Source organism: Rhizobium sp. rho-13.1, assembly GCF_007000305.1.
Taxonomy (GTDB): domain Bacteria; phylum Pseudomonadota; class Alphaproteobacteria; order Rhizobiales; family Rhizobiaceae; genus Rhizobium; species Rhizobium rhododendri.
Genome location: NZ_SCFL01000006.1, coordinates 13,741 through 33,058 on the forward strand (window position 1 = coordinate 13,741; position 19,318 = coordinate 33,058).

General features: G+C 60.1%; 13 protein-coding genes. 9 read left to right on the forward strand and 4 right to left on the reverse strand.

Going from position 1 to position 19,318, the window contains the following annotated elements; all coding sequences use genetic code 11:
• Positions 1 to 52 precede the first annotated feature (52 nt).
• Positions 53 to 2,221, reverse strand: coding sequence for an EAL domain-containing protein (locus EQW76_RS16320; RefSeq protein ID WP_244616972.1), 2,169 nt, complete (start codon positions 2,219 to 2,221; stop codon positions 53 to 55).
• 56 nt (positions 2,222 to 2,277) lie between these two features.
• On the opposite strand from EQW76_RS16320, the gene EQW76_RS16325 reads away from it, so the two are divergent.
• Positions 2,278 to 3,315, forward strand: coding sequence for a class I SAM-dependent methyltransferase (locus tag EQW76_RS16325; protein ID WP_142831812.1), 1,038 nt, complete (start codon positions 2,278 to 2,280; stop codon positions 3,313 to 3,315).
• 487 nt (positions 3,316 to 3,802) lie between these two features.
• Positions 3,803 to 4,597, forward strand: coding sequence for a YdcF family protein (locus tag EQW76_RS16330; protein ID WP_142831813.1), 795 nt, complete (start codon positions 3,803 to 3,805; stop codon positions 4,595 to 4,597).
• 268 nt (positions 4,598 to 4,865) lie between these two features.
• Here EQW76_RS16330 and EQW76_RS16335 read toward each other — a convergent pair whose 3' ends face one another.
• Positions 4,866 to 7,952 carry a glycoside hydrolase family 38 C-terminal domain-containing protein gene (locus EQW76_RS16335; protein WP_142831814.1) on the reverse strand — a complete coding sequence of 1,029 codons (3,087 nt, stop codon included), beginning with the start codon at positions 7,950 to 7,952 and terminating at the stop codon, positions 4,866 to 4,868.
• 249 nt (positions 7,953 to 8,201) lie between these two features.
• Here EQW76_RS16335 and EQW76_RS16340 point away from each other — a divergent pair, with 249 nt between their 5' ends.
• The 4 genes from EQW76_RS16340 to EQW76_RS16355 are packed head-to-tail and all read left to right on the forward strand — an operon-like array spanning position 8,202 to position 12,102.
• A complete protein-coding gene (locus EQW76_RS16340) occupies positions 8,202 to 9,347 on the forward strand; it encodes an extracellular solute-binding protein (protein ID WP_142831815.1) in 1,146 nt (381 codons plus the stop codon).
• A 10-nt stretch (positions 9,348 to 9,357) separates the two neighbouring features.
• Complete coding sequence (locus EQW76_RS16345; protein WP_244615520.1) at positions 9,358 to 10,224, forward strand: ABC transporter permease subunit; 867 nt, start codon at positions 9,358 to 9,360, stop codon at positions 10,222 to 10,224.
• Positions 10,221 to 11,033, forward strand: a complete 813-nt coding sequence (locus EQW76_RS16350) for an ABC transporter permease subunit (protein WP_142831816.1) — start codon at positions 10,221 to 10,223, stop codon at positions 11,031 to 11,033. The genes EQW76_RS16345 and EQW76_RS16350 overlap by 4 nt, the downstream gene beginning before the upstream one ends.
• Positions 11,034 to 11,061: 28 nt before the next feature.
• A complete protein-coding gene (locus tag EQW76_RS16355) occupies positions 11,062 to 12,102 on the forward strand; it encodes an ABC transporter ATP-binding protein (protein WP_142831817.1) in 1,041 nt (346 codons plus the stop codon).
• 47 nt (positions 12,103 to 12,149) lie between these two features.
• Here EQW76_RS16355 and EQW76_RS16360 read toward each other — a convergent pair whose 3' ends face one another.
• On the reverse strand, positions 12,150 to 13,415 hold the full coding sequence (locus tag EQW76_RS16360; RefSeq protein ID WP_224129354.1) for an ROK family transcriptional regulator: 1,266 nt from the start codon (positions 13,413 to 13,415) through the stop codon (positions 12,150 to 12,152).
• Between the two features lie 55 nt (positions 13,416 to 13,470).
• A complete protein-coding gene (locus EQW76_RS16365) occupies positions 13,471 to 14,337 on the reverse strand; it encodes a sugar phosphate isomerase/epimerase (protein ID WP_244615521.1) in 867 nt (288 codons plus the stop codon).
• Positions 14,338 to 14,631: 294 nt separating this feature from the next.
• Here EQW76_RS16365 and EQW76_RS16370 point away from each other — a divergent pair, with 294 nt between their 5' ends.
• The 3 genes from EQW76_RS16370 to EQW76_RS16380 all read left to right on the forward strand — a co-directional run bounded on the left by EQW76_RS16370 (position 14,632) and on the right by EQW76_RS16380 (position 19,290).
• Positions 14,632 to 15,702 (forward strand): Gfo/Idh/MocA family oxidoreductase, encoded by a 1,071-nt coding sequence (locus EQW76_RS16370; protein WP_142831819.1) that lies wholly within the window; start codon positions 14,632 to 14,634, stop codon positions 15,700 to 15,702.
• Positions 15,699 to 16,652, forward strand: a complete 954-nt coding sequence (locus tag EQW76_RS16375; RefSeq protein ID WP_142831820.1) for a carbohydrate kinase family protein — start codon at positions 15,699 to 15,701, stop codon at positions 16,650 to 16,652. Before EQW76_RS16370 ends, EQW76_RS16375 begins: the two co-directional genes overlap by 4 nt.
• 682 nt (positions 16,653 to 17,334) lie before the next feature.
• Complete coding sequence (locus EQW76_RS16380) at positions 17,335 to 19,290, forward strand: alkaline phosphatase PhoX (protein ID WP_142831821.1); 1,956 nt, start codon at positions 17,335 to 17,337, stop codon at positions 19,288 to 19,290.
• Positions 19,291 to 19,318 lie beyond the last annotated feature (28 nt).

A 19,318-nucleotide genomic window follows, 5' to 3' on the forward strand; every position in this document is an offset into this window, starting at 1 on the left:
AATGTGAACAGGCCTTGCATTGATCGCGCACCACCATAACACCCGGTCGGGTCTAATGTGGCGACGCGATTGCGGCACCGTCGTCGCCAGACTTAATCATATGGGCCGGAACCGGACGACCGACGTGATAGCCTTGAACTTGATCAATCCAGAGCTCGCGCATTAGCGTCATATGCTCCTCGGTCTCGACACCCTCGACAAGAACGTCGTCCACGTGGTTGCGCAGAAGGCTTACCATGTCGCGCAACATGGCCTTACCCCTTGGCGACGTCGCGTCGTTCAAGAAGGATTTATCGATCTTCACCGTGTCGAAATCAATCACGCGAAGCCAGGACAACCCAGCAAAGCCGGTACCAAAGTCGTCGAGCCAGATTGAAATACCCAGCCCGCGCAACTCTTCGACACACATCAACACCTGTGCATCGACGTCAATGTCCAACCCTTCCGTGATTTCGAACGCCAACCTGCTGCCTTGAACCCCAGTTTCCAAAAGAATGGCCGCGACAGACGCAGCAAAGCCTTCCGACTTCAGCTGGACCGGGGAGATGTTGACTGAAACGGTCTGAATTCGATTGTTTGCTAGCAGCTCGATGCAAACGGTGCGAACGAGCCAGCGCCCTAGTTCGTGGATGAAACCCGTATGCTCAGCGACAGGGATGAATGCGATGGGAGGGATAGAAACGCCATCAGCCGTCTTCAAGCGCATCAGGGCTTCCACAGTGTTCGTTGAGCCAGAGGCGACATCGTGGATCGGTTGATATACGAGCGATACCAACTCCTGCCGAAGAGCCACTCTCAGCAGTGCGACGAGGTCCTCCTCGTCATCGCGGCATGCGGGATCCAATGCATCATATAGCCTTGTGCAATTGCGTCCGCCAGCCTTGGCCGCATAAAGGGCTCGGTCTGCTTCATGAATGAGCTTTTCGACCTTTGTTGCGGAGTGCGGACCGGTCAGTGCAGCGCCCACGCTCACGGTAACAACCGGTGCCCCCTGCGGACGCATTTGGGGTGAAGGCGTCATCTCCTCTACGGCTTTGCGAATGTTTTCTGCAAAAGCAAAGCACTCTTCGGCAGATGTTGTATGCGTCAGCACTATGAATTCCTCGCCCCCGTAGCGACCCAATGAGCCGCCGAACTTTTCAACGGTTGCCCGGAGCACTTCTGCAACGCGAACAAGACAGTCATCGCCATCCTGGTGGCCATACAAATCGTTGAATCTTTTGAAATGATCGACGTCGATCAGGATTGCGGTGAAGCTTTGTTGGCTGGATCGCCACTTCTCCCAGAACTCGCGAAGCGTGCGATCAATGGCGCGCCGGTTGGATAGACCTGTCAGGGGATCGGCAATCGATAGCCTGAGCAAAGCTTTGCCGCGCTCGCTCGCCTCGTGATGCTGGGCGGCCGCCTCGAGTGAGTTCAGGAAAACCTGATAGCGTTCGGCATTCAGCTTCCAGTTCACATAAGAGGTAAATATGAAGCAGCAAACATAAAATATGACGAACGAAAGCGTATGATAGATGTCGCTCGGAAAGAAACAAAGGGAAACTAAAAAAGAACCCAAAACGGCAGCTGAAGCACTTAGTGCGAGGGAAACTCTGAAGTCAAAGAAAAGATTAATGCCCATCATGAATATTGCGCCGAAGACCATGTAATAGGAGAGATTTGATATCTCTCCGGATGCCATCGCCGGCAACAGCCAGCCCACATATCCTAACACCAGGGCGGCGGCGCACGTTATATCGAGACTGTCAGCCTTTTGGCCGAAGCGGTACTGAAGTTCGATCACGGCTAACGCGGAAGCCCCAACCACAAATCTTGCTATGATCGTATAAGGCGCAACGTCTGCGATCAAAAGCAGGTCTGTCAGTGAAAACAGGAGGTAGACGAGAACGGCCAGCCACAGCCCTTTCCTCGATACGGCACGGCGGGCTTCTGCCTGCTTTTGGCGATAGAGGGCCTTGAATTCTTGGGTCGCCGGTTTTGGCTTTTCCACGACAAAATCAGCGTCGGAGATTGGCGCCGAAGTTTCGTTTGCCCCGAAATGAACCGCCACGTCAAGACCTGCGTGCCCGGATTTAAGCTGCGTCACATTCCCTAAATATCCGGATTTATTCTGATAAATCATGAAGATACCACGGTTATTGATTTGAGGGTATGACGTCGTCCCCATCGATATGGGCGACCCGTCTTTCAATTCTCGGTATATGAGCAGTTTTTCCACTCGCAAGTTGCCCTACCTCCCATTAGAGTTACGACTCTGTTAACGGGAGTCCCGCTTTGAACCGCACCTCCACGCAACTTGATGGACAAAGTCTTATCACCCCCGAACTGATCGCTCGCGAGTTTGAGCATCAGCATCAACCGCTTCACCAAAAGATAGCCGTTGGAAAAGCCGAGCTGGCCCTGGCATTGGAGATTGCGCGGCAACAGTTTGAGAGCGGCGTTGAGCCGTCTCTCGTCATCGAGCGGCTCAGCAAACAGCTTCACCTCACGCGCAGAAAGTTTTTCCCCGGCGCTTGGCCTGAACTCGTTGATGTTGCACGAAGCCATCCTGTCGCTGCGGTCTTCCTGGAAGACCCCTTCACGCGCTGGTCATTCGACAAGCCTAGAGGATATTCAGGCGACGCACACCTTCTAGACTTCATCTACCGCCACCCGAGCGTAAGTGGATCGCTAGAGCAAGCATCGGCAAGGGGACGGTCTCTCTACGAATTCACGAGCAATGCATCCTCATCAGTCGCGGTTCGTGAGCGTCGCGACATCCTGACCCGTCAGGTGGATGAGATCACCGCAAGTCGTGGATCCGTTGCCGAAGTCCTTACCATCGCCGCTGGTCATTTGCGGGAAGCAGAAAAATCGAACGCGCTAAATGGTGGAACGATCAAGCGATGGGTCGCTCTGGACCAGGATCCGCTGAGTGTTGCTTCCATGCACGCGGAGTATGGGGGAAGCTGCGTCCAGGCCATGGGTGGGTCGGTACTTGAAATTCTCACCGGACGAAAGAAACTCGGTCAGTTCGACCTGATCTATGCCGCAGGTCTCTACGATTATCTATCCTTCAGTGTAGCCGTTAAGCTGACCCGCCATTGCTTAGGGATGTTGAAGCCGGGTGGGGTTTTCTTGTTTGCTAATTTCTCCGACGAAGTCGGCGTGGATGGGTACATGGAGACCTTTATGAATTGGTCGCTCCTATTAAGGCCGGAGTCGGAGATGTGGAAAATATCGAACGCGGCGAACGATATGAGCAAATTCGACGGGGCGGTCTGGTCAGGGGCCAATCGCAACGTCGCCTATGCGTCGTTGAGACGGCTGTAGACTTCTGTCTGCGCGCTTTCGGACTTTTTCGCGATAGTGTTGAGATTGACCGGGCAGGGGCGGGCGAGCCAGTCATTCACGCGGCTCTTTTACATACTGGTTGCGTGGTTGCCCCTCGATGTACCAGGAAGGCTGAGGCCGGTGCCAGGAAGGATTGGGTCCGTCCCGGGCTCGACAGGCCGCAGCCGCAGCAGGCTATTCCGTAAGTCGACCTATCTGCTTTATCGTGTCCGCACTCTGGGTGTGCCGGCCCTGGGCCACGTCACTACAGAAAGGCGAGTTGTCGTTGGTCGAATTACGACCTAACCAAATCAAAGTTCGGCCAATCTTGGAAAAGTAAAAGTTACAGTCGTCTGATTTCGTGCGTCATTCAGAACTAAATGATGCGTAGTCTGACAAAACCTCTAAGGGATGAACGGCAACTACATGACAGGTCGCTTCCAGACACCTCCCCGGCGCAACGCTATCCCTTGAAAGCAGATGTAGAATGTTCCTCATATTTTACCAACTGGTTGCGTCAGTATTCCTACCATCGAATTTGATAGCTTTACTCGGGCTTTTAGGGATCGCAGCGTTACTCCTACGATGGAAATGCACCGCCTTTTGGTTGCTCGGCACGTCATCCGTACTGCTTTGCATAGCGGGCTGGTCTCCGGTCGGCCCCGCTGTCCTCACAACGCTGGAGGACCGGTTCACCGCCCCCGACCTTCCCGATTACGTGACAGGTATCGTGATGCTCGGTGGGGCTGAAGAAGCCCATATTACAGCGAGTAGAAACAGCCTTACACTCAACAACAATGCCGAGCGGATCTTTCAGACTGCCGCGCTTGCACGCCGCTATCCCCAGGCTCGCATTATCCTGTCTGGTGGCGGTGGCCACCTCGTGCTCGGAGAAATTCAAACCGAGGCGGAGATTGCCCAGCGCGTGCTTGTGGACCTTGGGATAGCCTCAGAGCGCATTGAAACTGAGCGCCGTTCCCAGACAACTTATGAAAATGCCGTTCAAAGCATGGCGGTGGCCAAACCACAGCCGTCCGACAATTGGCTGCTCGTCACCTCAGCCTATAATATGCCGCGTGCGGTGGCGTCCTTCAGAGCGGTTGGATTCACCACCGTTCCCTATCCCGTTGATTACCGCACACGAACTGCAGAGTTCAAACTGCCGTTTAGTACTATCGCCGAAGGACTGGATGTTAGCGACACCGCCGCTCACGAATGGTTGGGTCTGGCCGCCTATCGCCTGACCGGCAAGACGCAGACGTTCTTGCCGGCTGCGAATTGATGCAAGCACGAGCAGGCGGGATACCGGAAGGGAAACCGACGGCGAAGGGCGAGCAGTCGGCGCACCCAGGGAGCCAGTCCGGCGGCTTCCCGGGTGTGCGGGGCCAGCAAGACGGCGCGGCCCCCGCGCCGATCGGCGAGATCCGGCCTCGCCAGATTTGTCGTCCATATCATAAACTTGCCGCATCGCCGGGATACGCGAAGGCCGTGTCAATGGCGCCACCTGTATAGATCCATTCGCGCGCAGGGACGGGCGACAAGGTGTCGCTTCAGAAGCGGACGCTCACGAGGCCGAAGGGTTTCAGAGTGGATGGCATATCCTCAAGTTCGGCTTCCAATGCGTTTGTAGCTCTGCATGTGCGGCCATCCGGCACGCAGATCGCATAGGAACCGCGCCTGCCAACCGCCTCGGAAAAACGCAGCACATAGCCATCACCGTCCTCGGCGGGCTTCAGCGCGTGGATGCGCACGTCTTGGTCAGAGATGGTCACAGGCGACAGATCATAATCGGCATCTGCGGTTGCCACGGTGAAGCGCAACGGATCGCAGACGAGATCAGCCTCCGCCTGCACATCGGCGCTCCACCAGCGTCCGTCATGTGGCAGCAGCGCATAGGTGAAGCGCTGGTGCCCCTCATCGGCGAGCATGTCCGGGAACATCGGCCCGCGCACGAGGCTGATCGTCAGGACGTTGCCCTTGGCTGAAAAGCCGTATTTGTCGGCCGACAAGAGGGCCGCGCCCCAGTCCGTTTCCGACAGCGAGACGAAGCGATGGCCGCAGGCTTCGAACTGTGCCTTCTGCCAGGTGGTATTATCGTGGGTCGACCGACGCGTCACGCCGATCGCCTGGTCGAACACCGCCTCTTCGGCGAGCACGTTCAGGGGAAAGGCCGCCCGCAGATAGGTGCGTCGGTCGTGCCAGTCGAGATCGGTGACGATCTCCAGACGCGGACTGTTGGCCCACAGCCGCAGGCGTTGGGTGATCGTGCTGGCGCTGAAGCGCCGGACCAACGTGATCTCTGCACGGTGCGGGCCGGATTCCGTCACTTCACGGCTTTCCAGAGACAACAGCTCTTCCTCGCCGAGCTCGAAGCCGGGTTCGATATCCCAGGCGTCGAAATTGCGGGGAAGGTCGTTGCGATAGAGCATCAGCCGGTTCGCGGCGCCATCGATCAGTTGCCGGCCGCAGCGCTTGTCAAGGAGGCTCGAAATCCGACCCTGCGCGTCGAGGATGACGCGAACGAAGGCATTCTCCATCCGACTGTCGTCAACGACGAGGCTGCTGATCGGTCCCGTCGCCGACACGAAGCCGAGGGAAAGCGCCTGGAGCGGTCGGTCGAACGTTACAACGTAGCCGGCTTGACTGTGCTGCGGCGCCAGTCCGGCGGGGAGGGGCGCGCTGCTTTCGAGCTGCCACTGCCGTTTGGCCGAACCGGAGAGATTGGCAACAAGCAGCCCGCGCCGCGCGCCGCGCCTGCGCGATGCTAGTGCTTCCAGGCGTTGTCGCCACAGACGGTCGGCACGGGCGACGACCCCTTCTAGCTCCGGTTCCGTCTGCTCGTAGACCTCGCGGATGGAGGAGCCGGGCAGGATATCATGAAACTGGTTGCGCAGCATGAGCGTCCAATCGAGCGCAAGGTCCGGCATGGCGGTGACGCCGCCGTCGAGGGCATCGATGACGGCCATGGCCTCGGCGGCAACCAGCGCATGCTCGGCCCGGCGGTTGAGCTGCTTGGTGCGACCCTGGGTGGTCAGGGTCGCGCGGTGATATTCGAGGTACAGCTCGCCGGCCCAGACCGGCAGGGCTGCATCCGATAGCGCCACACGTATCTCGTCCAGATGCGGCTGGATGCGTCCTTGGCGCACATGCGGGATTGCCGGCATGGCGTTCAGCAGTGGCATGATCTCGATTTGGTCCGGGTCGGGGCCGCCACCACCATCACCCCAGCCGTAGCTGGCAATGACGGTTCCGACGAGATCCTTGGCCCCATGCTTCTTCCACACCTCCCACAGCGCCATCGGCGTCATCAGCATGTTGTAACCGTCATTGTCATAGGCGTCGAACGTATGGACAAGCACCCGCGAGCCGTCGTTACCCTGCCACTGGAACAGGTTCTCCGGCAGACGGTTCGTCTCGTTCCAGCTGACCTTGATGGTGACCAACGTATCGATGCCGGCATGGCGCATGATCTGCGGCATGGCGGCCGTGAACCCAAAAGTGTCCGGCAGCCAGGCCGTCGAGCAGGTGATGCCGAACTTGGCCTGGAAATAGCGCTGGCCCAGAAGAAACTGGCGCGTGAAGGCTTCTGCCGAGGGCATGTTGGTGTCGCATTCCACCAGCATCCCGCCGATGATCTCCCAGCGGCCTTCCGTCACGCGCTTGCGGATGTCTGCAAACAGCGCTGGATCTTCATCCTCGACATGGCTGTAATAGAGCGAAGACGATTGCAGAAAGTGAAAGTCCGGATGGCGCTGCAGCAGTGAGTTGACGCTGTTGAACGTCCGCACGATCTTGCGCACGGTCTCCGGCTGCGGCCAGAGCCAGGCGTAGTCGATGTGGGCGTGCCCGGTGACCAGCACGTCGCCCTGCTTGGGATAGGCCTTGCGCAGATCATCGAGCATCCCATCCAGAAGTTCGCAGGCACGACAAACGGACGCCAAGGCCTCCTTGCCGAGTGCTTCGGGCCGGTCCGACGGCTCGAAGCTGCGCTCCCAGATATCGCGTGCCCAGGGGCGGCCGGCGACGCGCGGCGCAACGGCGGTCGTGGCCGTGGGAAGCCGCAGGCCGCTGATGGCAATCTCGCCAGCTTCGAACAGGGAGCGCGAGAGTTCGACATCATCCACGCTGTTGGCGGTGTCGCGCAGTACCATCAGGCGGCGACGCAAGGCGCGGATTTCGGGATGAAACAGAACAATCTCGGCCATTGCAAAACGCGGCTCGCGGTTTGGGACGCCGAACAGGCTGCGCGCGGCCACCTCGGCCACAATGCGCAGCGACGTCTCCTGCGGCACCTGGAAGCGACGGTGGCAAGGATTGGCGGCAAAGCTCTCCAAGACCTGCCCATCGTCGCCATGCAGACGCACCAGGGCCTCGCCGCCGAAATCCAGCCGCAGCTCGACGCCGTCGCCGGGGGGAACGGAAATGCTTCCGGTCATTTCGAAGCGGTGGATGCCGAACCGGTCGTCCCAGGCGCCTCCGGTCGCTATCGGCCGTTGCTGGCCCTGCGGGTTTGTCGACTGCCAGCCGGTAAGGGCAAGGCGCTGGCGCATCTCGAAGGCTTGCAGTTCCTCTACCCAGACTTCCATGTGGCGCGACAGCTGTTCAAGGCTACGTTGGCGATCGCGATAAGCCCGCATCTGGAACTCCCCCAATATTTAATCATCAATAAAGATATAAGATATTTTCATTTTTGGCCACACAACTTGGTCCTCGCTTGATAGAAAAACTTCTCCATGGAAATTCTGCTCACACTCTCCCTTGACATCGCCGATAAAATTCATGGTAAGTATTTAATTAGAGCAGGCGGAGATCTGCAGCCACCGGGAACGACCAGGGCAACATATCGGCATGCAAGTCATTTCACAGCCCGAAAAATGGAGGATAGCATGAACATTGGAAGACGTGAGTTTCTGACAGCAACGACAGCTTTCGGTGTCGGAATCATGGCCGGCGGCATCCGCATCGCCTCGGCCGCCCCGGGCGTTCTGGATATCTTTTTCAACAGCGACACCAACGTCATCGATTTTTGGACCCAGGTCGTCAAGCCAGGCTTCGAGGCGGCCAATTCGGGTGTGACGCTCAATCTTGTCGCCGGCGGTGGCGGCTCGGCCATGAACACCTTGGCCGACCGTGCAATGGCGGCCTTCCAGGCCAATAAGGACCCACAGGTCGATATGCTGGAGGCGGTGACGCCCTTCTATCCGACCGATTCCATCAAGGCCGGTCTCTGGGTCGATTTCAGCAAGGCCAATCTTCGAAATTACGCCAAGGTCGACCCCGTCGTCCTTCAGGATGCGACGCTTCTGCCCTATCGCGGCTCGCAGGTCGTGTTGATGTATAATGGCGACAAGGTTGCCAAGGCACCACAAACCTTTCCGGAACTGGTGGCCTGGATCAAGGCCAATCCGGGTCAGTTCGCCTATGCCCGTCCCGACCTCGGCGATTCCGGCGCCTGCTTCATCGAGCGCGCGCTGCAGGAAGTCACCGGCAAGAAGCCGGAGCTTTTCCAGCCGGAAAACTACTCCGCTGATACAGCGACGCCGATTTTCGAGAAGGTGTGGCCACTCCTCAAGGATATTGCACCCTCGCTCTACAATGGCGGCGAATACACGTCCGGCAATACAGCGTCGATTCAGCTCCTGGCGAGCAGCGCCGTCACGATGACGGTCGCCTGGTCCGACATGGCGCTGCAGGCGATGAGCCAGGGCGTGGTGCCGCCGACGACCGCGATTGCCCAACTCCAGGATTTGGCCTTCACCGGTGGCTTCTCGGGGATCGTGGTGCCAAGCGTCGCTGCCAACAAGGGCGCGGCGCTCAAGCTTGCGGACTATCTGATTTCCCCGGAGGTGCAGAACCAAGTCGTCACGGCGCTCGGTGGCTTTCCCGGAATAAAATGGGAGTTCATGGCCGCCGAACTTCAGGCGAAATTCGCCAAGGTCGCGCCGAGATCCATTCCGGTCTTCCCGGCCACCTGGGAGCCGGCGCTGTTCGAAGCCTGGTATCGCAACGTCGCCTCGACCATCCAGCGCTGAGGCCCAGCCGATGGATGCCGCCGCCCGGACAATGACGGCAAAGCTTAAGGGCTTGCTCCTGATCGCCTTGCCCGTCCTGCTGATCGCCGTTTTTCTCTTCTATCCTGCCGTGCTGACGATACTCAGCACGGTGCTCAGGAAGTCGCCGGACGGTGGCACCAGGCTGACATTTTCCAGCTACGTCTTCTTTTTTTCCGACCCCTACAGTCTTGCCAACTTGATGCGGACGTTCTGGACCACCTTCGTGAGCCTAGCGCTCCTGATCGCGATCACCCTGCCAATCGCGCTCTACATGCGGTTTTCGCGCGGCTGGCTGGCGTCTCTCATCCAGGGGCTGGCGTTGTTTCCGATGTTCGTGCCGGGCATCATCGTCTGTTATGCGCTGATCCGCTACATGGGCCCGAATGGCTGGCTTCAGAGTCTTCTCACCAAGGTCGGGATCCCGGGCTACCACTCGCCCTACCTGACGCCCTGGGGCCCGGTGATCGGGCTGATCTGGGACGGCATGCCGCTTGCGCTGCTGATCCTCGTCTCCGGCCTGTCCAATATCTCCGACACGTCCATCGAGGCTGCAAGGGATATCGGCGCGCGCAAGCTGCGCATCCTGCGGAGCATCATCCTGCCGCAGATGAAGCACTCGCTGCTGATCGTCGCAGCGCTCAATTTCCTGGGCTTTTTCGGACAGGCGCTGATGCCGTTCATGCTGGGTCCGACCGCTCCGGAGATGATGGGCCCCTTTATGCTGCGTACCTTTGCCAGCGTCCGCGACCCCGTCCAGGCCGGCACGCAGGCGACAATCACCTTCATGATCTGCTCGATCGCCGGCCTTGCCTATGTGCGCTCGGTCTCGACCCGCCGCGAGGAGGACATCCGATGACCTTCAACCGCCGCGTCGACGTCTTCGGCTGGATCATCCTCGCCTTCCTCGTCCTGTTCGTCGCCCTGCCGATCCTCACGGTCTTCCTCTGGGCCTTTGCCGAGCAGTGGTTCTACCCGGCCATTTTGCCGACCAAATGGGGCCTGAAATACTGGTACGCCGTCCTGGGCCGACCGGAAGTCTGGGCCGCCTTCGTGACGTCGCTGCAGCTCTCGACGATCGTGACGGCCTTGTCGGCGTTGATCTGCCTGCCGGCGGCCTATGCCTTCGCGCGCATGAACTTTCCCGGAAAGGCCGGTTTCATGATGTCCTTCCTGATGGCCAATGCCTTTCCCCGCTTTGCCCTGATCATATCAATCGCGGTTCTGTTCCTCTCGATGAACCTGGTCGGGACCTATAGCGGGGTGGTCATCATCCAACTCCTCAACACGCTGCTGCTGATGATCTGGCTTCCGACGGCCGCCTTTAGGGCCGTCAGCCGTGAGATGGAGGAGGCGGCGCGCGACGTCGGCGCCGGGCCGTTCCGGGTCTTCTGGTCGATCACCCTGCCGCAGGCGCTTCCCACCATCGCCGCCGCCCTGCTGATGACGTTCGTGTGGACCTTCTATGAAACGGAAGGTGCCTGGCTCGTCGGGGCACCCCGTATCCGCACCATGCCGCTGCTGATGATGTCGATGATCAACAACCAGCTGGTCGTGCAGTATGGGGCGGTCCTGTCGGTCATGCTCTGGGTGCCGTCGCTGGCGGCAATCCTGCTTGCGCGCCGGGTCATCGGCGGCGACGCCTTTGCCAAGGGCCTCGGCGGCTGACGCGCAATCCAAGAGAAAGAAAATACGCATGGCAACGCTCCGCCTCGACAATATCTCCAAGATGTATGGCCCCATCAACGCCATCGAGCCGCTGTCCCTGGATTTTCCCGATGGCGAACTGGTGTGCCTGCTCGGGCCGTCCGGATCCGGCAAGTCCACGCTGTTGCGCATCATTGGCGGCTTCGAGAGCCCCTCGGGCGGCAGGGTGCTGATCGACAATTCAGACGTCGTGTCGACCCCGCCGGAACATAGGCCGACGGCCATGGTCTTCCAAAGCCACGCTCTGTGGAGCCACATGACGGTGTTCGAGAATGTCGCCTTCGGCCTGAAGCTGCGTAAGATGAGCAAGCCGGTCATTGCCGCGAAGGTCAAGGAAGCGCTTGATCTGGTGGGTCTCCAGAACCATGCCGACCGGATGCCGCGCCAGCTTTCCGGTGGCCAGCAGCAGCGCGTGGCGATTGCGCGCTGCCTGGTTCTCGAGCCGAAGATCCTGTTGATGGACGAACCCTTTGCCAGCCTTGACCAGCATCTGCGCGACCGCCTGCGCGAAGAGGTCAGGCAGATCCAGCGTAAGCTCAAGATCACAACGGTGTTCGTGACGCACGGCCAGGATGAGGCGCTATCCATCGCTGACCGCATCGTGGTGATGAGCACGGGGCGTATCGAGCAGGTCGGCAGCCCAAGCGAGATCTACGAAACACCGCAGACCGCCTTCGTGGCAAGCTTCATCGGCGACATGAACATGTTCGATTGCGCGGTCGATGCGGGGCGCATCCGGATCGCGGGGCTTGAGATCCCGACATCGGTCACAGCGGGCGCCGCAACCCTTGCGGTTCGTCCCGAAGACATCGTCGTCGAGGGTCAGACCGGCGACGGCGGCGTGCTCGTCACCCGGACCGTCAATCTCGGATCCTTCATCAAGGTGGAGAGCCAGGCGGACGACGGCACGATGGTGCGGATCCAGGTGCCGAAAAGTGCGGACATAGCCGAGGGACAGACACTGTCTATCCGCGTCTCGCGCTTTGCGCTGTTTCGCGAAGGCAAGGTCATCTCAACCGTCCCGTCCTGACGGCTGCGGGTGCAAGGCGCTCCCGCAATTGAGACGCGGCAGGGCTTTCAGACCGGCGACGCCCCGTCGAATGGACGTTCGTCGCCCAGCACCTGGCGGAAGTAGAGGTGACGGAAATTATGGCTGGTGTTGACGAAGATCGGCAGCATGGCCGCACCGGTAACGGCCGCATCATGGATCAGGATCGCCGGCATCAGGCGCGGAAACGCGCGGTCGCGCCGGGCTGCCGGCGTCGGCCGGAGCGGGTAGGCGCGATCGACCAGCATCTCGACGATCGCGCGCGGCAGCGCCCCGCCCACCGCGATGAAGCCCGGGTCGAACATGACCTCGATGATCGCTGTCGCATCGCGCACCACGGCAGCCGCACTGGCCAGCCAGTTCATCAAGCGATGATCCCTGAGGGCACACAGGCGGTTGAGCTCATCGTTGTCGACAGTCTCCTCCGTCATGCCGCAGGCATGGGCAAGACCCGTCAGCGACAGGATATCCTTGGCGCCGGTCTCAGGCCAGACGGGCGATCCATCAAGACCGGCGATCGGCAGCAGCCCAAGCTCGCCGGCATTGCCACCGACGCCCTTGAACGGATAGCCGTCGATGATGAGGCCGGCACCTGTCCCGTGGCCGATGTAGAAATAGACGAAAGTGGCATCCTGTGCGCCTGACCGGTGGATGCGCTCGCCGATCGCTGCCGCGGTCGCATCGTTTTCCACCAGCACCTGCAAGCCGCAGAGGCTCTGCAGGTTCTCGACGAAGGGCACGTCGCGCCAGGCTTCCCAATGCTGCATGGAGAAATCAAAGTCGTAGACATCGGAGCCGAATGTCGGCAGCACGAGGCCGATGCCCCAGACCTTGCCGCGCGGAATAGCGTTGTCGTCCAGCGCCTGCGCGATGCCCTCGGCCATGCGGGCAACCGTTTCTTCCGGATCGCGGGTGTTGCACGAGATTTCCAGGCGCGCGCGCGCTCTGCGTTTCAAGTCGCAGATCATCAGCTGGCAATGGTTGCGGTCGATGTGGATGCCGACGGAAAAGCCAGCGTCGGCATGGGGTTCGAGGTAGATCTGCGGCTGGCCGCGAAGGCCGGACGAGCGCCCGGCTTCCGAAATAAGCCCCTGTTCCAGGAGTTCGCGGGTGATTGATGAAATCGTCTGCGGTTTCAGCCCGACAATGCCGGCAATCTCGACACGGCTGATTGGAGCGCGCTGGAAGATCGTCTCGAACACGAGGCGCCGATTGAAAATCCGCGCATCCTCGATGCGGCTGCCCGCGATCCGGACATCCTCATCCTTGATCGGCCTGTTGTCTTCCTGCTCCAAATCGCTTCCGCCTGCTGCCCGTTTTCCTGCCGCGCGATCGCCATGCGATACCGCTTCAGAGCCCGAGGCTTTTGAGCACCTTACGGTTATGAAGCGCAATCGGAAAAGGCTTTTCGGGCGGACACGGATACATATCCTGCTCGTAGACGACATAGCCGTCGAAATTCCGAGCCGCAAGGAAATCCCGCACCTCGCGAAAATCCACGATGCCCTTGTCGAGTTCGCACATCACGCCGGATTGGAAGCCCTTGATAAAATCGATATTCTCGTCGCGGATCTTGTTGAGTAGCGCAGGATCGACATTCTTGAAGTGATAGTAGGGGATCCGCTCGGCATAGCGCTTCATGAAGGCGAAGGCATCGGCGCCGGTATAGGCGTGATGGCCGAAATCGAAGCAAAGGCCGACAAGTTCGGCCGGCGTTTCCTCGACCAGGCGGATGACCTCTTCTTCCGTCTCGACGCCGGAGCCGACATGCGGGTGAAACAGGAGATGCAGGCCGTGTTCCTCGGCCACGTAGCGAGCGGCTTCCCTGACAGTCGTCACCATTCCCTTCCAGGCATCCGCCGAAAGCGCGCGCTGCCCGCCCGCCGGAGGAAGGTCCGAATCGTCCATCAGCACGACCCACTCCGACCCCATCGCCTTGAGCAGGCCGCAAGTTTGCTCAAGGCGCGGTCGCAAAGTGTCCATCGCATCCCTTGGCGCAAGAAAATGCACCAGAGCCGACCCGCATACGGAAAGTCCTCTGGCAGCCAGTTCGTCGGTGAGACGCGCGGGATCGGTCGGCAGGTAGCCCCAGGGCCCGGTTTCCGTCCAGGTGAAGCCGGAATCGCGCACCTCGTCAAGGTAACGCGTCCACGGCGTCTGTTTCGGGTCATCCGCATACCATACGCCCCAAGCGTCCGGAGCCGTCGCAACCTTCATCGTTTCCATCTCCATCGACATTTAAATCCTCGACACATCTTCTATTCCAGAACAGCAAGTTGGGAAAGGGAGACCATGCTTTTTCTTTAACTTTAGGACTTTTATAGGATAACGGGAGCATTCCCCAGCCGCGATCCCCTTAAATTGTCCAGAATTCAGGATTTTTCGGATTGATAAAATCCTCAATGCATATTTATTATGTAACAGGCTCGCCGCAGTACGGGCCCCGCATCACTACGGTGCGAGTCTAAGGTCTGCGCCGATGCGGCGCCCCGAGTGAAAAGGTAAAAAAACGTGCTCAGACTTGGTTTGATCGGCCTTGGGGAAGTGGCTCAACTCATCCACCTGCCGATTTTGCAGCGACTGGGAGACCAGTTCGCTCTGGCTGGCGCCTATGACCCGTCCCCGTCTGTCGCCGAAGCGATTGGCGCGCGCTGGAACATCGCCCGGCTATTTTCCACGCCCGGCGCGTTGATCGCCTCAGGCGATATCGACGCCGTGCTGGTGATGAGCCCCGACCAGTATCACGGCCGCCATGCCCGCGCGGCCTTGGAAGCAGGCAAGCATGTCCTGGTCGAAAAGCCGTGTTGCCTGACGCAGAGCGACCTCGACGAGCTCGATGCCACGGCACGGGCCTGCGGCCGTGTGGCGATGGTCGGCTACATGCGGCGATACGCCCCTGCCTTCCTTGAGGCAAAAGCACGCCTACCGAAGCTCGACGACATCACCTATGTGCGCGTGCGCGACGTCATCTGCGAGGGGCCGTGGTTCTTTCGGCAGACCGACCGGGTCATCACGCCGCAGAACGACATCGCCGCGGCTCTTGTCGCGGAAAGCCGTGCGCTGCGCCAGGCGATGGTTGCCGATGTCTGCGGCGCCGATGCGCCGTCCGATCATGTCACTGCCTATTCCGTGCTGACGGGCCTGTCATCCCATTCCCTGTCGGCCATGCGTGACCTTCTCGGCGTGCCCCAACGGGTTATCGCGACAGAGATCAAGCAGGGCGGCACACAGATCACCGCGTTGTTTGACTACGGTCACTTTACCGCGCTCTACGAATGCATGATTGGCGATGTCGTGCGTTTCGAGGCGGGCTTCGAAATCAACACGCGAACCGGACGTCTCGCATTCGAATATCCGACCCCCTATATCCGCAATCTGCCGATGACGCTTGATATCCAGGCGTCCACGGAGAAGGGCAACGTCCTCACGAGACTCGGTCCCTTCTACCAGGATCCGTTCGACGCCGAGCTGCGCGCCTTCCATGCGGCGGCAACGCAAGGTGGAGAGAACCGGACGCCGCCCGCAGAATCCAAATTTGACCTGGCCCTGTTTGAAGCCATGATAAAAGCGGCGGCGCGATGAATATCGGGACCCCTCTGGCCGTCATCGGCAATGTGAATGTCGATCTGATACTGGGGCCCGCAAGCCCCTGGCCCCGTCCCGGCACGGAGGTCATCGTCGATCATGACGAGCTGCGGGTCGGAGGTTCGGCTGGCAATACAGCGCTCGCCTGGATGGGTATGGGGGTGGACTTTGCGATTGCCTCCAGCACGGGTGAGGACATGTTCGGGGAATGGCTGCGAAGCGCGTTCGGTTCCTACGCGGAGACATGGGTGCGGGCGCCCGACAGGACGGCGATCACAGTCGGTGTGACGCATCCAGATGGCGAGCGGACCTTTTTCAGCACGCGCGGCCATCTTGGCCGGTTCTGTATCGACGATGCATTGGTGGCGCTCGATGCACGACGGCTGAAGGGAGGACATCTGCTGCTGTCCGCAGCTTTCCAGACCGAGACCCTGGCCCGCGACTACGACCGACTGTTCGATTGGGCAGACCTACACGGTATCACGACATCGATTGATCCCGGTTGGCCTGACGGGGGCTGGACCGCGGCGAACAGGGCACGAACGATGGCCTGGCTGGCCCGGGCTGGCTGCGCCCTGTTCAACGAGGCTGAGGCACTGGGTCTATCAGGTCTTGAGAGCGTTGAAGGCGCTGCCGCCCAGTTGAAGACGCATATGCCCGCCGGTTCGCTTCTTGTCGTGAAATGCGGGCCGTCGGGGGCGATTGGCGTCGATGCGCGGGGAGCCCTTCACCGCACTGCGGCGCCGCATGTCGATGCGGTGGATACGGTCGGCGCAGGCGATATTTTCAATGCCGCCTTCCTGGCTGCCCTGAGCGCCCAAAACGCTTTTCCCAATTGCTTAGAGAGGGGCGCTGCCGTGGCTTCCCGAGCCATCTCGACGTCACCGCGCCAATATGATGTCGGCCTGCCTCACGGCAGCGGCCCCAAGGTACTGCGCCCGGCCTAGTCTGGGACGGTTTCAAGCCGCGCTGCCGCGTGGCCCATTGCGACTCCAGTCGCCGAGGCTGATCACGGCTCGTCAATCGAACGGGCCAACCCGTCGTCGTGTTACGGCCAATGGCGTGACGTTGCGGCGGAGGCGTCGAGGTGGGTCAGGAGGGAGTCGACCGCGTCCCTTTTCGCTCGGCGCAAGGGCGATTGGCCATCCCCGCTGCAGGGCGATTTGCTCCAGCCGATACCCGAGGGAGACGAGCACTCGCCAGAAGGCAGGCTGCCCGGCCCAGAGAAGACAGGATTTTCAACTTGCCGCATAGGCCAAAACCAGAGCCTCTCTAGCCTAGAATTGAAAGGGGAAATGACGGTCCGAAAACGGGGCTCAAAATCCTAACCTTTGAGTTAGGTTTCATATGCCACGCCACATTCAGACGGGAGAAGGCGGCGAATTTCCCAAGTCACAGGGTGTGAAAACTTTCACCGCCCCCACATTGCAAGGACGGTGAGGGAAGCGCTCCGTGATCGACGCTTTCCGGTATCCGTCCTTCGACCGGGACAAAAAATGCTAGGCTCCACTTCATCAAGACGTCCTGCAATCCCGCTATCCCACCAGACAATAGGCTCGCAGTCCGTCCATTGCTCATGGCGAACGCGGTCGCGTCGGGTCATGACCCGGCATAAACGGAGGGTATCAAATGTTGGAATCCACCCACTCTACGCGTCGCCAGGCCCTGAAATTCCTCGCTAGCGTCCCCATGCTGCCACTCGGCGCTTCGGCCGCCAGCTCGCTTCTCGCTCTCGGCACGGCGCGTGATGCCGCCGCCGCGCCGTCAAACTTTGTCTCGGCAACGTTCAGCTCGATGGCCGCGCCCTCTTTGGCGGATCCGGCGGCCATGGCGACCACGACCGTTGCTTCGCAGCTGACGGTGACGCTCGAAGACGGAAATACGCAGGCGTTCAAGCTGTCCTATCAGCCCTTCTTCATGACGGGTGACATGGTGCCGGACGGCAAGGGCGGGGAAATCCTGGCCGGCGGCTACTACGATATCCACAACAAGCCGATCATCGACACTTCGGTACCGGGCAGGGAGCGCCAGTTTTTCTCCGACTGTCCAGACGGGACTTCGCTGCTGGCACCGATCGCCGGCGCGAAGGTCGATGGCGTCAAGGGCAATACTGTATTCGCCGTCGTCCAGTTCGAGTACATGTCGCGCGACCAGAAAGGCGACGACACCTATGGCCGCATGCCCTCGCCAATCGCCGTCCTGACACTCGATCAGGATCCGGGCACCGGCAAGCTCGGCCTGGTCAAGTACCACAACGTCGACACCGCTCAGGCGCATGGTCTTTGGATCACCTGCGGCGCCAGCCTCTCGCCTTGGAACACCCATCTGTCGAGCGAGGAATACGAGCCCGACGCCTTCGCGGCCTTATCGAACAAGCAGCTCCTGGCCTATAGCAAAAATCTGTTTGGAGACGAGAAGGCTGCAAATCCCTATCATTACGGTCACCTGCCTGAAGTCAGGGTCAATGCCGACGGAAGCGGCACTCTGACCAAGCACTACTGCATTGGTCGCATCTCGCACGAACTGGTGCAGGTGATGCCTGACCGTCGCACGCTGTTGATGGGCGACGATGCGACCAATGGCGGCCTGTTCATGTTCGTCGCCGACAGGGAAGCGGACCTTTCCGGCGGGACGCTCTACGTTGCCAAGCTCGGCGGCACCCTGTCCACCGACACAGCAGCACCGGCCGACACGATCACCTGGATTAAGCTCGGCCATGCCACCAGCGCGGAGATCGAGAAACTCGCCGACACGGTGAAGCCTGAGGCCATCATGGAGATCGCCAAGGAGGATCCCAAAGATTTGCGCTACGCGCGCATCGCCATGAGTGGATCCTTCCATTGGGTGAAGCTCGCGCCAGGCATGGAAAAGGCCGCGGCCTTCCTGGAAACACACCGCTATGCAGCGCTTATGGGCGGCAGCATGGCCTTTACAAAAATGGAAGGCACCACCGTCAACGCGAAGGACAAGTTTGCCTACTCGGCGATTTCCTACATCAAGGACTCGATGGTCAAGGGCGGCAAGGGGTGGTACCAAACGTCAGGCATCGGTTTCGACAAGCCTCTCGAGGCAGGCGGTATTCTCGCGCACTCCATGGGTGGTGCCCAGAAGGACAGCGGCGGAGAGGCGATCGCCAGCGAATGGGTGCCGTTTGAGACCCGATTTGTCCTGACGGGCGAGGATATCGCTACCGACGAACTTGGCAACACTGCCAATCCCGACAAGATCGGCAATCCGGATAACATCAAGTTCTCCGAGCGCCTGCGCACCCTGTTCGTCGGCGAGGACAGCGGCATGCATGTCAACAACTTCCTGTGGGCCTACAATGTCGACAACAGGCAGCTGTCGCGCATCATGTCGATGCCGGCCGGCGCGGAATCGACGGGCCTCCACGCGGTCGACGAACTCAATGGCTGGACCTATGTGATGAGCAACTTTCAGCACCCGGGCGACTGGGAGAAGCTCCACGCCAAAGTGAAGGATAGCCTCGATCCGCTGGTTCGCGCCAACTACAAGGACCGCTTCGGCGCGGCCGTCGGCTATCTTACGGCGGATGCGACCGGCATCAAGCTCGGGAAAGCCTGATGCGGCCAGCGGGCGCTGGACATTTTTG